This window comes from Micromonospora haikouensis (genome assembly GCF_000876225.1).
Classification (GTDB): domain Bacteria; phylum Actinomycetota; class Actinomycetes; order Mycobacteriales; family Micromonosporaceae; genus Micromonospora; species Micromonospora haikouensis.
In genome coordinates this window covers 3,733,573-3,747,614 of the sequence record NZ_JXSX01000001.1, presented here as the reverse complement: position 1 = coordinate 3,747,614, position 14,042 = coordinate 3,733,573, and the positions used below count along the sequence as shown (strand labels likewise).

The 14,042-nt window shown below is 76.2% G+C and carries 9 protein-coding genes; 2 read left to right on the top strand and 7 right to left on the bottom strand.

The window, feature by feature from the left end:
- The first annotated feature begins 63 nt into the window (after window positions 1-63).
- Together TK50_RS15325 and TK50_RS15320 are read left to right on the top strand one after the other, a co-directional pair.
- Complete coding sequence (locus TK50_RS15325; protein WP_043963345.1) at window positions 64-1,785, top strand: ATP-binding cassette domain-containing protein; 1,722 nt, start codon at window positions 64-66, stop codon at window positions 1,783-1,785.
- Window positions 1,782-3,554, top strand: coding sequence for an ATP-binding cassette domain-containing protein (locus TK50_RS15320; RefSeq protein WP_082106333.1), 1,773 nt, complete (start codon window positions 1,782-1,784; stop codon window positions 3,552-3,554). The genes TK50_RS15325 and TK50_RS15320 overlap by 4 nt, the downstream gene beginning before the upstream one ends.
- A gap of 37 nt (window positions 3,555-3,591) precedes the next feature.
- Here the strand turns inward: TK50_RS15320 and TK50_RS15315 are convergent, their stop codons facing one another.
- The 7 genes from TK50_RS15315 to TK50_RS15285 all read right to left on the bottom strand — a co-directional run bounded on the left by TK50_RS15315 (window position 3,592) and on the right by TK50_RS15285 (window position 13,527).
- Window positions 3,592-4,188, bottom strand: coding sequence for a response regulator transcription factor (locus TK50_RS15315; protein ID WP_043964639.1), 597 nt, complete (start codon window positions 4,186-4,188; stop codon window positions 3,592-3,594).
- Between the two features lie 124 nt (window positions 4,189-4,312).
- Window positions 4,313-4,918, bottom strand: a complete 606-nt coding sequence (locus tag TK50_RS15310) for a response regulator transcription factor (RefSeq protein ID WP_043964638.1) — start codon at window positions 4,916-4,918, stop codon at window positions 4,313-4,315.
- Between the two features lie 200 nt (window positions 4,919-5,118).
- The gene (locus tag TK50_RS33710; protein ID WP_144420250.1) at window positions 5,119-5,850 is read right to left on the bottom strand and encodes a hypothetical protein; all 732 of its coding nucleotides are present in this window, start codon (window positions 5,848-5,850) and stop codon (window positions 5,119-5,121) included.
- 1,051 nt (window positions 5,851-6,901) lie between these two features.
- Window positions 6,902-11,422: a HAMP domain-containing protein gene (locus tag TK50_RS15300; RefSeq protein WP_229406377.1), complete on the bottom strand. Its 4,521-nt coding sequence runs from the start codon at window positions 11,420-11,422 to the stop codon at window positions 6,902-6,904.
- A gap of 176 nt (window positions 11,423-11,598) precedes the next feature.
- Window positions 11,599-12,057: an ATP-binding protein gene (locus TK50_RS15295; protein WP_043964636.1), complete on the bottom strand. Its 459-nt coding sequence runs from the start codon at window positions 12,055-12,057 to the stop codon at window positions 11,599-11,601.
- 58 nt (window positions 12,058-12,115) lie between these two features.
- Window positions 12,116-12,793, bottom strand: coding sequence for a DUF305 domain-containing protein (locus TK50_RS15290; protein ID WP_052503794.1), 678 nt, complete (start codon window positions 12,791-12,793; stop codon window positions 12,116-12,118).
- Window positions 12,778-13,527, bottom strand: coding sequence for a lytic polysaccharide monooxygenase (locus TK50_RS15285; protein ID WP_043963343.1), 750 nt, complete (start codon window positions 13,525-13,527; stop codon window positions 12,778-12,780). Before TK50_RS15285 ends, TK50_RS15290 begins: the two co-directional genes overlap by 16 nt.
- Between the last annotated feature and the right edge of the window lie 515 nt (window positions 13,528-14,042).

Genomic DNA, 14,042 nt, shown 5'->3' with positions numbered 1-14,042 from the left:
CGGCGCCCCGGGTGGACAGACGTGTCCACCCGGGGCCGCCCGCCGTTTCGCGGGGAGGCGCCGATGCGCAGGGGCGACGGGCCGTTCCGCCAGGCCGCCCGCGACGCCGGGGGCTGGGCCTGGGCGCTGGGCGCGGTCACCCTGACCGGTGCCGTCGCCGAGCTGCTGCTGCCGGCGGCGCTCGGGCTCGCCGTCGACGCCGCCCTGACCGGCGGCAGCCGCTGGTGGCCGGTGGCCGTCTGTGCCCTGGTCGCCGTGCTCGTCACCACCGACACCCTCGGCGACCTGGCCGCCGGCTACGGTGCCGCCCGCGCCACCGCCCGGCTGCGCGGCCGGCTTCTGCGGCACCTGTTCGCCCTCGACGTGCGCGCCGCCCGCCGGTATCCGGTCGGCGACCTGGTGGGCCGGCTGGTCGGGCAGGCCGCCGACGCCGGTCAGGCCGGCAACACCGTCGTGCTGGGCGCGATCGCGCTGCTGCCCCCGCTGGGCAGCGTCGTCGCGCTCACCCTGATCGAGCCGGCGCTGGGGGTCACCCTGCTCGCCGGCCTCCTGCTGCTCGGTGGCCTGATGCGCGCGTTCGTCACCGACGCGTCGGCGGCCACCGCCGGCTACCAGAAGGCCCTGAACCGGATCGCCGGCCGGCTGCTGGAGTCGCTCGCGGGCGCGCGGACCATCGCCGCCGCCGGGACCCGGCGGCGGGAGCAGGCGCGGGTGCTCGCGGCCCTGCCGGAGCTGGGCGGGCACGGCCGGCGCGGCTGGGAGCTGCTGGCCCGGGCCAGCGCCCGCACGGCCGCCGTGGCGCCGCTGCTGCAACTGGCCGTGGTCGCCGTCGGCGGGTACGCCCTGACGGCCGGCTGGCTCACCCCCGGGCAGCTCGTCTCGGCGGTCCGCTACGCGGCGACCGGGGCCGGGCTGGGTGCGGTGCTGGCCACCCTGAACCGGCTCGTGCGCAGCCGCTCCGGTGCCGCCCGGGTCGGCGAGCTGCTGGCCCTGCCGGCACCGGCCGACGGCGACGCCCCGCTGCCGCCGGGCGCGGGGGCGCTGCGGCTGCACGGCGTGACCGTGCACGGCGACGACGGCCGCCCCGTCCTCGACGGCGTCGACCTGGACGTGCCGGCCGGCGCGACGGTGGCGGTGGTCGGCCCCTCCGGTGCCGGCAAGTCCACCCTCGCCGCCGTCGCCGGCCGGCTGCACGACCCCGACGCCGGTCAGGTGCGGCTCGACGGGGTGCCGCTGCCCCGGCTCGACCCGGCCGAACTGCGCCGCGCCGTCGGGTACGCCTTCGACCGCCCCGCCCTGGTCGGCGCGACCGTGCACGACGCGGTCGGCCTCGCGCTGCCCCCGCAGCAGGCCGCGCCCCCGGCCGACGGCTCCCCCGCGACGGTCGCCGTGCGGCGGGCCGCCGAGGCGGCGGCCGTGGACGACGTCGTCGCCCGGCTGCCGCAGGGATTCCGCACCCCGCTGGCCGACGCGCCGTTCTCCGGCGGCGAGGCGCAGCGCCTCGGGCTGGCCCGGGCGTTCGCCGGTGCACGGCGGCTGCTGATCCTCGACGACGCCACGTCCAGCCTGGACACCGTCACCGAGCACCGGATCTCCCGGGCGGTGACGGGACGGCCGGGCGGGCGTACCCGCCTCGTGGTCACCCACCGGGCCGCCACGGCGGCGGCGGCCGACCTGGTGGCGTGGCTCGACGGCGGCCGGCTGCGCGCCGTCGCCCCGCACGCCCGGCTCTGGGCGGACCCGGCCTACCGGGCGGTCTTCCGCGCGGACGGGGAGGCCGGGTGAGCGCGCGGGGCCGCGCCGCCGGGGGCACGTCCGGGGTGGGACGGGCGACGTGGGCGGCGCTGCGCGCGCGGCGCGCGGCCGTGGCGCGGCTGGCCGGCTGGTCGGCCGTGGAGGCGCTGCCGGCGCTGCTGTCGGGCGCCCTGGTGGCGCGGGCCGTCGACGAGGGCTTCCTGGCCGGTCGGCTCGGCGCGGGGCTCGGCTGGCTGGCGGCGCTGGGCGCGGCGACGCTCGTCGGGGCGGTGGCGACCGGCCGGACGTACCGCAGCCTCGGCGCGGTGGTCGAACCGTTCCGCGACGACCTCGCCGCCCGGGTGGTCCGGGCCGCCCTGCACGACGCGACCCGGCCCGGCGGTCGCCCGGACAGCGCCGCCGCGGCCCGGCTCACCCACCAGGTGGAGCTGGTCCGCGACACCTTCGCCGGCCTGCTCATGGTGACCCGGGGGTTCCTATTCGCCGCCGGCGCGGCCCTGATCGGGCTGCTCGCCCTCGACCCGGTGGTCGCGGCGCTGGTGGCCGCGCCCCTCGTCGCGGGGGTGGTCGTGTTCCTCGCCGCGCTCCCGGCCATGGCGGGGCAGCAGCGCCGGTACGTGCGCGCCGGGGAGGAGCTGGGCCGGGCCGCCTCCGCCGCGCTGGCCGGGCACCGGGACGTACGGGCCTGCGGCGCGGCCGGGCGGGTCGTCGCCGACGTGGGCGCGCGGGTGACCGACCAGGCCGCCGCCGAGCGGACGCTGGCCCGGATGGCCGCCGTGCGCAGCCTCAGCCTCGGCCTCGGCGGCTGGCTGCCGCTGGCGGTGCTGCTGCTCGCCGCGCCCTGGCTCGTCGACCGGGGCCTCACCGCCGGGGCGGTGCTCGGGGCCCTGGTGTACGTCTCCACCGGCCTCCAGCCCGCCCTGCACGCGCTGGTGCAGGGCGTCGGGGGTGGCGGCCTGCGCTACGTGGTCACCCTCGACCGCATCCTGCGGACCTGCCCCGACGAGGCGGGCGAGCCGCCCGTGGGGCGGCCCGACGCCGCGCCCGTCCCGCCCGACGCCGGGACGCCCGCCGTCTGCGCCCGGGGGCTGACCTTCCGGTACGGCGTCGCGGCGCGGCCGGTGCTCGACGACGCAGGCGTGACGCTGGCCGCCGGGGAGCACCTCGCCGTGGTGGGGCCCAGCGGGGCGGGCAAGTCCACCCTGGCCGCGCTGCTGTCCGGGCTGCTCGCGCCGCAGGCCGGCACCGTCCGCCTCGGCGGGGTCCCGGTCGCCGACGCCCCGCCGGAGGCACAGGCCCGGCTGCGGGTGCTGGTGCCCCAGGAGGCGTACGTCTTCACGGGATCGCTCGCCGACAACCTGCGCTACCTGCGGCCCGACGCCGACGACGCCACGGTCGCGGCGGCCCTGGACGCCCTCGGCGCGGGCCCGCTCGCCGCCCGGCTCGGCGGGCTGGCCGGGGAGGTGACGCCGGCGGCGCTCTCGGCCGGCGAACGGCAGCTGATCGCCGCGGTGCGGGCGTACCTCTCCCCCGCCCCGCTGGTGCTCCTCGACGAGGCGACCTGCCACCTGGACCCGCCGACCGAGGCGCGGGTCGAGGAGGCCTTCGCCCGGCGACCCGGCACGCTGGTGGTGATCGCCCACCGGATCAGCTCGGCCGTCCGGGCCCGCCGGGTGCTGGTGCTCGACGGGGCGCGGCCGGTGATCGGCACCCACGAGGAGCTGCTGGCCCGGTCGGCGACGTACCGGGAGCTCGTCGGCCACTGGGACGACCGGCCGGCCGCCGCCGCCCGGAGCTGACCGCCCCGGGCCGCCGCCGGCCGGCCGGCGGCGTGCCTCAGATCCAGCCGGACTCGCGGGCGAACCGGACCGCCTCGATCCGGGTGCGGGCCCCGGTCTTGCGGGCGATCCGCCCGAGGTGGTTGCGGACGGTGCCGCAGGACAGCCGCAACGACCCCGCCACCTCGGCGACCGGTGCGCCGGCGGCGGTCAGCCGCAGCACCTCGGTCTCGCGGGCGGTCAGCGGGCAGTCGGCGGCGAGCGCCGCCATGACGAGTTCGGCGTCGACCACCGACTCCCGGCGGGCGAGGCGACGGACCCCGTCGACCACCCGCTGCGGCGCCACGTCGCTGGCGAGGATGCCGACGGTGCGCCCCGGGGCGAACACCCCGTGCAGGCCCCGGGCGCGGCGCGGATCGGCGAGCACCAGCAGCGGACACGGCTGTGCCGTCGCCGGGTCCACCATCGCCCGGCCCTCGTTGATCAGATCGAAATCCACCACGGCGACGTCCGGCCGGCCGGCACGGACGGCCTGGTCGACCGCGTCGCCGCGGCCCACCTCCCCCACCACGTGGATGTCCTCCTCGGCTGCGAGGACGAGCGACAACGCGCCCCGGACCAGGGCACCGTCCAGGGCGAGCAGGGTACGGATCACGTTGGACCTCTCCCAGGCGTCTCGGCGCATCACAGATCGTGAAAATTCAAACACGAATCACTATGCATCGCTCGACGAGCGAACGGGGTACCGGATCGCTTCGTCGGTACCCCGTTCGGCACGTCTACAACCATCCCTCCCGTTGCGCCAGGCGGACCGCCTCCATCCGGTTGCGGGCACCCGTCTTGTGCAGGATGGCCGACAGGTGGTTGCGCACCGTCCCGTGGGCCAGGAAGAGCCGGCGGGCGATCTCCTTGAGCGGTACGCCCTCGGCCGCCTCCCGCAGCACCTCCCGCTCCCGCCGGGTGAGCGGGTTGACCGGTGGGCTGAGCACCGCGACCGCGGCGGACGGGTCGATCACCCGTTCCCCGGCGGCGGTCGTGCGGACGGCGCGGACCAGTTCCGGCAGCGCGACGTCCTTGCTGACCAGCCCGCGCGCCCCGGCCGCCAGGGCCGCCTCCACCAGCGGTGGGCTCCACCGGTGGCTCATCGCCAGCACGGCCGTCCCCGGCGCCTCGGCGACCACCTTGGCCACCACCTCCGCCGACTCGGGCAGCTCCGGCTTCAGGTCCAGCACCAGCACGTCGGGACGTTCCCGGCGCAGCACCGCCCACAGGTCGCCGACGTCGGCGGCGTCGGCGATCACCTCGATGTCCTCCTCGCTCGCCAGCGCGGCGCACAGCGCGCTGCGCAGCAGTCCCATGTCCTCGGCCACGACGACGTGGATCACCACGGATCTCCGATCTCGGGTACGCGGCACGCCGGCCCGGCCACGCCGGCTCGGGGCGGGCGGGGCGGGGTCGGTGTGCGCGGAACGGGCAGCGTCGGCCCGCGGCGGTCCCTGGTGGACGCCCACAGGCCCCGTACGGCCACGTCGGCGGTGCGGCACGGCACAGAGCCGGCGACCGCGGGACGGGCCCTGCCGAGAACTCAGCCGGGACGGGCGGCGACTCCCGGAGCCCGGCCGTGGGCCGAGGCCGGCGGGAGGGTGGTGCGGTGCCGGCCGACCGCGCTCACGGGCGAGCGCGGGGCCTCGGCCGCTGCGGGCGTGGGCCCGGACCCGGTGCGCGGGTCGTCGGCGCGGTCGTCCGTGGGCGACACGGGTCGGCTCGGGCCACCCGCCGACGTCGGCCCCGCCGCCGCCCGGACGGACCCGGACGACGAATCCGACGACGCACCGGCGGGGACGGCCGGCCACGCGGCCAGGAACGTCCCGATCGGGGCCTCGGCCGCGACGGCGGACCGCACGGGCGGGAACGCGGACGGCGCTTCACCACCGGGTACCACCGCCGGGGCGTCCACCGGGTCGACCGGCCCGTCCCCGGGTGTCGGCCCCGCGCGCGGCGGCGCCGACCCCGTCGGGTCGGCGGGATCGGACGGGACCAGGGGAAGCACCGGCAGCACCGGCGAGAGCAGGTTGCCCACCAGGCCCAGGATCGGGGCCACGAGATGCTGGTTGACCCCGGAGAGGGTCGAGGCGAGCAGGGCGCCGAGGGAGCTCGTCAGGTCGCCGACGACGTGCGGCAGGCAGTGCGCGAGCCGCCCGTCCCCGCCCCGCCCCGGCTCCCCGGACGGCAGCGCGGGAAGCGAGCCGGCGGGCGGGACGGCGGGGTGCTGTGGTGCGGCGTCCGGCGCGGCCGGTCCGCCCGGCGTGACCGCCACCCCGCCGGGCGACGTGCCCGGACCAGCCGGGCCTCCGGGGACGGGGTCGACGGCGTCGGGCCGATCCGCCGCCGGCCCGGGCTCGGCCGGACCGGGCTCGGCCGGACCGGGCTCGGCCGGACCGGGTGGCACAGCCCCGGACGGCGCGGATGGCGCACCCGGCTCGGACGGCCTGCTCGGCGCACCCGGCTCGGAGGGCGCACCCGGCTCGGACGGTCTGCCCGGCTCACCCGGCTCGGAGGGCGCACCCGGCTCGGACGGCGCGGACGGCTCGGGATCGGCCGGGGCGGGCTTCGACGGGCCGGGGGTGGACGGGACCGGGGTCGGCGGGGGCCGGAGCACCCCCCGGAGCGGGCCGGGACGCTCCCGGTCGGGCCGCGCGGGATCCCGCAGGGACGAACCGGGACGCGGCCCGTCGCGCGACGCGAGGCCCACCCGGTCGGTGTCGCCGGGGGCGAGAGCGCCGACGGACGGGTCGGCGTGGCGGGGTGACCCCGGGCCCTCGTCTGCCGCCGCGGGGCCGGAGAACAGGACCGCCGTGACGACGCCCGCGCCCACCGCCGCCAGCAGCAGCCCGGCCCGCCGCCACAGTCGGGCCGCCCCCGGGTTCGGCGGGACCCCGGCACGCCGCGACGCCACGGCCACCACGGCCGGGACGGAGCGGACAGCGGGACAACGCACGCGGGCCGACCTCTCTGCTCGGAAGGCGTCGACACATGGTAGCCACGCCGTCACCGCGCTGCATCTTCGTCGCGCGTCCGGTTTCCGACTGACCGGGCGGGAGAGTCAGTGGGGCGGAAGGTGGTCGCGGAGCGCGGCGAACTGGGCGACGGTGAGGTACGACGGGTTGGCCGGGTCGCATCGCGCGGATGTCGGCGAGGTGGCGGTATCCCGGCGCCCGGATGCCGCCATGTCGGCGAACCGGCGCGCAACCCCGCACGCGCGACCCACCGCCGGCCCAGCGCCCCGCCGGACGGGCTCTCGCCATGCCTGGCGACTGCCCGGCGCCCCCCGGCCAGGCGTCCCCCGGCGGCGGGAGCACCGGGCGTGGTCAGCCGTCGAGCCAGCGGTGGATGCAGTGCAGCAGGTCCTCGGCGTCCACCGGCTTGGTGACGTAGTCGCTGGCACCGGAGGTGATGCTCTTCTCCCGGTCGCCGCGCATCGCCTTGGCGGTGACGGCGATGATCGGCAGGTCCGCGTAGCGCGGCATGGCGCGGATCGCGGCGGTGGCGGCGTACCCGTCCATCTCGGGCATCATCACGTCCATCAGCACGAGGTCGATGTCGTCGTGGCGCATCAGCGTCTCGATGCCCTTGCGGCCGTTCTCGGCGTAGACCACGTCGAGGCCGTGCAGTTCCAGGATGTTGGTCAGGGCGAAGACGTTGCGGGCGTCGTCGTCGACCACCAGCACCTTGCGGCCGGCGAGGCCGACGCCGAAGCCCTCCCCGGGTGCGGCGGCCGGAGGCAGGGGCCGGGCGAGGGGCACCACGTGGCCGGCGGCGTCCGCCGACAGGTGCAGGACGATCCGCTCCCGCAGGTCGTCCAGGCTGCCGAGGATCTCCAGGGGACGGTCGCCGGCCACCGCCCGCAGCAGCGCCTCCTGGCCGGCCGCCAGCGGGCGCGCGTGGTACGCCAGCACGGGCACGCCCCGGTGCGCGGGGGCGTCGTGCAGCGCCCGCAGGAGCACCGCCCCGCTGTCGTCCGGCAGGTCGAGGTGGACGACCAGGCACTGGTGCCGGTGCTGCGCCACGGCCTCCAGCGCAGCGGGGGCGTCCAGCGCGGTGGCGACCTCGACCGGCGGACCGGCCAGCCCGGCCGTCACGCCGTGGACCAGCATGGTCAGCAGCCCCTTGTCGTGGTGTTCGAGGACCAGGACCCGCCGCGGCCCGGCCGGCGGCTCCCCGGCCGGCGCGGCGACCGGGTGCGGCCCCGCCGCCAGGTCGAGCCCCGCGCGGCCGGCGAGGGCGGCGAGGGACGCGGCGGAGGACGCGGCGACTGGCGGGGCGGGGGACGCGGGCGGGGACCCGGGGGCGACCGGGCCGGTGAGCGTGGCCGGCAGGTAGAGGGTGAAGGTGCTGCCCCGGCCGAGGACGCTGCGGGCGGTGATCCGGCCGCCGAGCAGGTGGGCGATCTCCCGGCTGATGGACAGGCCCAGCCCCGTGCCGCCGTAGCGGCGGCTGGTGGTGCCGTCGGCCTGCTGGAAGGCGTCGAAGATGGCGGTGAGGTGCTGCTCGGCGATGCCGATGCCGGTGTCGACGACCCGGAACGCCAGCACGGTCTCCCCCGGGGTGAACCCCTCGGGCAGTTCGTCGGGGCGGGCCCGCTCGATGCGCAGCTGCACCCGGCCCTGCTCGGTGAACTTGACCGCGTTGGAGACGAGGTTGCGCAGCACCTGCCGCAGCCGCTGCTCGTCGGTGTGCAGCCACTGCGGCACGTCCGGGCCGGTGCTGATGTCCAGCTCCAGGCCACGCGGCGTGGTCAGCGGCCGGAACGTCGCGTCGACGTAGTCGCGCAGCTCGCTCAGCGCGAACGTCTCCGGGTTGACGTCCATCTTCCCCGCCTCGACCTTGGACAGGTCGAGGATGTCGTTGATCAGCTGGAGCAGGTCGGTGCCGGCGGAGTGGATGACGGTGGCGTACTCGACCTGCTTGGCGGTGAGGTTGCGGTTGGGGTTCTGCGCCAGCAGCTGCGCCAGGATGAGCAGCGAGTTCAGCGGCGTACGCAGCTCGTGGCTCATGTTGGCCAGGAACTCCGACTTGTACTTCGAGGCCAGCGCGAGCTGCTGGGCGCGGGCCTCCAGCTCCTGGCGGGCCTGCTCGATCTCCGAGTTCTTGGTCTCGATGTCGTGGTTCTGCCGGGCCAGCAGCGCCGCCTTGTCCTCCAGTTCGGCGTTGGAGCGCTGGAGTTCCTCGGAGCGGGCCTGCAACTCCTCGGAGCGGGCCCGCAGCTCGGCGGCGAGCCGCTGGGACTCGGTGAGCAGCACGTCGGTGCGGGCGTTGGCGACGATGGTGTTGACGTTGACGCCGATGGTCTCCATCAACTGGTCGAGGAAGTTGCGGTGCGTCTCGGTGAACCGGCTCATGCTGGCCAGCTCGATCACCCCGAGCACCTGGTCCTCGAACGGGATCGGCAGCACCACCAGGTGCCGGGGCACCGCCGCGCCGAGGCTGGAGGAGACGGTGACGTAGTCGGCCGGCACGGCGTCGACCACGATGGCCCGCCGGCTCGCGGCGGCCTGCCCGACGAGGGAGTCGCCGAGGGTGAAGCGGCGGCCGGAGGCGCGGTGACCGTACCCGCCGACCACCCGCAGGGTGGGCTCCCCGGCGCCGTCCTCGACCAGCAGGAACGTGCCGAGCTGGGCGGAGACGAGCGGCGCCAGCTCGTCCATCACCAGCCCTGCGACGACCTCCAGGTCCCGGTGGCCCTGCATGAGGCCGGAGATCCGGGCCAGGTTGGTCTTGAGCCAGTCCTGCTCCTGGTTCATCCGGGTGGTCTCGCGCAGCGACTCCACCATGGAGTTGATGTTGTCCTTCAGCTCGGCCACTTCGCCGGAGGCGTCGACGGTGATCGAGCGGGTCAGGTCGCCGGTGGCCACCGCGCTGGTCACCTCGGCGATGGCGCGGACCTGCCGGGTGAGGTTGCCGGCCAGCTCGTTGACGTTCTCGGTGAGCCGCTTCCAGGTGCCGGAGACGCCCTCGACCTCGGCCTGCCCGCCGAGCCGGCCCTCGCTGCCCACCTCGCGGGCCACCCGGGTCACCTCGGCCGCGAACGACGAGAGCTGGTCGACCATCGTGTTGATGGTCGTCTTCAGCTCCAGGATCTCGCCCCGGGCGTCCACGTCGATCTTGCGGGTCAGGTCGCCCTGGGCCACGGCCGTCGTCACCTGGGCGATGTTGCGGACCTGGCCGGTGAGGTTGTTGGCCATCGAGTTGACGTTGTCGGTGAGGTCCTTCCAGGTGCCGGCCACGTTGGGCACCCGGGCCTGCCCGCCGAGCCGCCCCTCCGTGCCCACCTCCCGGGCCACCCGGGTCACCTCGTCGGCGAACGCGCCGAGGGTGTCCACCATCGTGTTGATGGTCTGGGCGAGCACGGCCACCTCGCCCTTCGCCTCCACCGTGATCTTGCGGCTGAGGTCGCCCTGCGCGACGGCCGTGGCCACCAGCGCGATCGAGCGCACCTGGTTGGTGAGGTTGTTGGCCATCTCGTTGACGTTGTCGGTGAGGTCCTTCCAGGTGCCGCCGACGTTGGACACCCGGGCCTGCCCGCCGAGCCGCCCCTCCGTGCCCACCTCCCGGGCCACCCGGGTCACCTCGTCGGCGAACGCGGAGAGCTGGTCGACCATCGTGTTGATGGTCTCCTTCAGGGCCAGGATCTCGCCCCGGGCGTCGACCCGGATCTTCTGCGTCAGGTCGCCCTTGGCCACGGCCGTGGTGACCTCGGCGATGCTGCGCACCTGGGCGGTGAGGTTGTCGGCCATGACGTTCACCGACTCGGTGAGGTCCTTCCAGGTGCCGGAGACGCCCTTGACGTCGGCCTGCCCGCCGAGGCGGCCCTCGGTGCCTACCTCCCGGGCGACCCGGGTCACCTCGTCGGCGAACGACGACAACTGGTCCACCATCGTGTTGATCGTGCTCTTCAGCTCCAGGATCTCGCCGTGCGCGGTGACGGTGATCTTCTGCGACAGGTCGCCCCGCGCCACCGCCGTGGCGACCTGGGCGATGCTGCGGACCTGGTCGGTGAGGTTGCCGGCCATCGAGTTGACGGAGTCCGTCAGGTCCCGCCAGGTGCCGGCGACGCCGCTGACCTGCGCCTGCCCGCCGAGGCGGCCGTCGGTGCCGACCTCCCGGGCGACCCGGGTCACCTCGTCGGCGAACGACGACAACTGGTCCACCATCGTGTTGATCGTGCTCTTCAGCTCCAGGATCTCGCCCCGGGCGTCCACGGTGATCTTCTGCGACAGGTCGCCCCGCGCCACCGCCGTGGTCACCTGCGCGATGTTGCGGACCTGGCTGGTCAGGTTGCCGGCCATGAAGTTCACCGAGTCGGTGAGGTCCCGCCAGGTGCCGGCCACCCCGGGCACCTCGGCCTGCCCGCCGAGGCGGCCCTCGCTGCCGACCTCCCGGGCCACCCGGGTCACCTCGTCGGCGAACGACGACAACTGGTCCACCATCGTGTTGATCGTGACCTTCAGCTCCAGGATCTCGCCGCGCACGTCCACGGTGATCTTCTGCGACAGGTCGCCCCGCGCCACCGCCGTCGCCACCTCGGCGATGTCGCGGACCTGGTCGGTGAGGTTGCCGGCCATCGCGTTGACGGAGTCCGTGAGGTCCTTCCAGGTGCCCGACACGCCCGGCACCTCGGCCTGCCCGCCGAGCTGACCCTCGGTGCCCACCTCGCGGGCCACCCGGGTCACCTCGGAGGTGAACAGCGACAGCTGGTCGACCATGCCGTTGAAGACGGTGGCGATCTCGCCGAGCAGGCCGTCGCCGTCCTCCGGCAGCCGGGTGCCGAAGTCGCCGTCGCGGACCGCGGTCAGGCCGGCCAGCAACTGCCGCAGCCCGGGATCGGTCACCGGGCCGGGGGGCGTAGGGGGCGCCGCGCCACCGTGCCGTGCCGCCGACCGCTCGACCATCGCAACCCCCCGCACCGCGACCCGCCCGACGGCCCGCCCGCCCGGCAGCGACACCAAACCCGCGCAAGTATGCCCGGAAGGTCACCCAAGCCGCATCGGGGGCGGCCGGTGGGTCGTCAGCGGCGGTCGGCCGCCGGGGTCGGCAGGCGGGCGCTGACCCAGGCGGTGGTGCCGCGTCCGTCGGCCCGGATCTCCAGGCCGTCGGTGAGCTGCTGGGCCAGCCACAGGCCACGGTGGCCGACCTCGTGGGGCGCGGGCAGGGCGACGTGTACGTCGCCGAGGCCGGGGCCGTCGTCGCTGATCTCGCAGGTCAGCAGGTCGCCGTCGCGCCGCAGCCGCAGCCGGCCGCTGCCCCCGCCGTGCCGGACGACGTTGGTCACCAGCTCGTGCACCGCCAGCACGAAGTCCTCCAGGGCGACGTCGGCCAGCCCGGCCGCGCCGGCCGCGGCGGTGACGGCGTGGCGCAGCGCCGTCACCCCGTCGGCCCGGATGGTCTCCGCCAACAGCGTCACCCCGGCATCCCCACGGGACGCGCCGGCCCCCGCGCCGCCGCCGTCACCCCCACCGCTGCTCATGGCCGGACCGTACACGCCCCGCAGGTGACGTGGGCGGGCCCGGGCGCTTTGCCGCCGGTCAGGCCGCCGGGAGCCCGGCCAGCAGCCGGAGCTGCGCGGCGCGCGAGCGGGCGATGCGGTCGGCGAGATCGCGTACCTCGGGGCCCTCAGCCACCGGCAGGTGGGCCCGGGCCAGCGTGACGGCCGCCCGCTGGTGGGCCGTGAGCACCTCGACGAGTACGGCGTCGAACCGGCCCGCGGGCGCGGCACGCAGCCGCGCCAGGTCGGGATCGGCGGTCGCCGCGGCGCCCTGGGTGCCTTGGACGTCGTGGTGGGCGTCGTGGTGCGGATGGTGGCCCGCCGGTCCGGTTGCGCCGCCGTCGGGGGCCGCGGCGAGCCAGCGCCGCATGGTGGCGAGTTCGTCGGCCTCGGTCACGTCGACGGCGGCGACGAGGGTGCGCAGCTCGACGTCGGTGATCCGGCCGGTGGCCGCCGCGGCGACGACCCGGGTCCGGTCGTGGTGGGCCACCATCGCCCGGAGGAACGGCACGTCCGCCGGGGCGGGCGCGCAGCGTGCGCAGTCCCCGCCGGGCGTCGGCGCCGAGGCAGTCGGCGGGGCGGTCGGGGTGGGGGCTGTCGGGCCGGGGTCCGCCGCGCAGCCGGTGGCGGCCAGGAGCGCGGCGAGCGCCAGCGCCGCACGGCGGGCGCGGCCCGGGAGCCCGGGCCGCACCCGCCGGCGGGTCAGAGCCGGGTCCACAGGGCGGGCACGTTCGGCGGCTCCCAGCCGGGTAGGGCGGTGTGGGCCTGCACGCACCGGTACGTCGCGCCGCCGTAGGTGACCTGGTCGCCCACCCGGTACGCCTGACCGGCCGTCCAGGTGCCGCCAGGCGCGGGGGTGGTCGGGGCCGGGGTGGTCGGCGCGGGGGTGGCCGTCCTCGTCGGGGACGGCGTCGGGGTGGGGGTGGGCGTCGGGGTGCCGCCGGTGCCGACCTGGAGGTCCACGCAGGAGTAGAAGGCGTTGGCGGTGTCGGCGATGTTCCAGATGGCGAGCACCTTCTGCCGGCCTGACCAGCCACCCAGGTTGACGGTGTGCGAGACGGTGGCGTCGGGCTGCCGCCCGCCCCCGTCGACGACGGCGACCCGGGTGCCGCCGATCCAGTATTCCCAGTTGCTGGTGGCGTGCCGGGCGGTGTTGGTCCAGGTGAACGTGACGGAGCTGCCGACCTGGGTGGCCGGCCAGCCCCGGGCGTCGTCGTCGAGGACGGCGAACTGGCCGATACCGGCGCTGCAACTGCGCAGCCCCTTCGGGCCCTCGACGCTCTGCGGCTCGTACTTGATCTGGCCGCAGTCGGGGACGCGACCCTGGGCGCAGAGCGCCTGCCGGCTCGGCGGTCCGGACACGTAGCCGTGCGCCTGGGCGGGCACCGCGACGGCCAGGGAGGCGACGACGGCACCCGCCGACGCCAGCGGAAGGGCGATTCTTCGACGCATGTGACGCTCCTTCGTTTCGGGGCAGGCGTCGGCGCAGCGCACCGAGCTGGGCCGACACGCCCGCCGGAGGCATGCGATGAACATAAATTAAACTTTCTTAACAGTAAACCCCACCCCCTGCCCCTCCCCGCCACCTCACGCCCCTCCCCCACCCCGGCGATCAAGAGGTTTGCGTCAACACGGAGATCAACTCTGACGCTTTTCTCTTGATCACCGGCGCGAGCCGGGCGGGGGCGGGGTGGGTGGGGGCGGGGTGGGTGGGGGCGGGGCCAGGCAGAGGCGGGGCGGGCCAGGGCGGGGTGGGGGTGGAACAGGGTGGGGCATTGGTCGGGTGTGCCGTTCGGGCAATTCATACGGATGCCACCGTGGGGACAGATAGTCGGTTCCGCTCGGACAACACGCCATTGATGGCTGTTGACCAGCTTTGCGCCCCACCGAAGGCGAAAAGGCTGCCTATCCACTAGGGAATTGGAATTGCGGGGTCGACATTCCGGCCGCCACGCAATGCCGCCGGG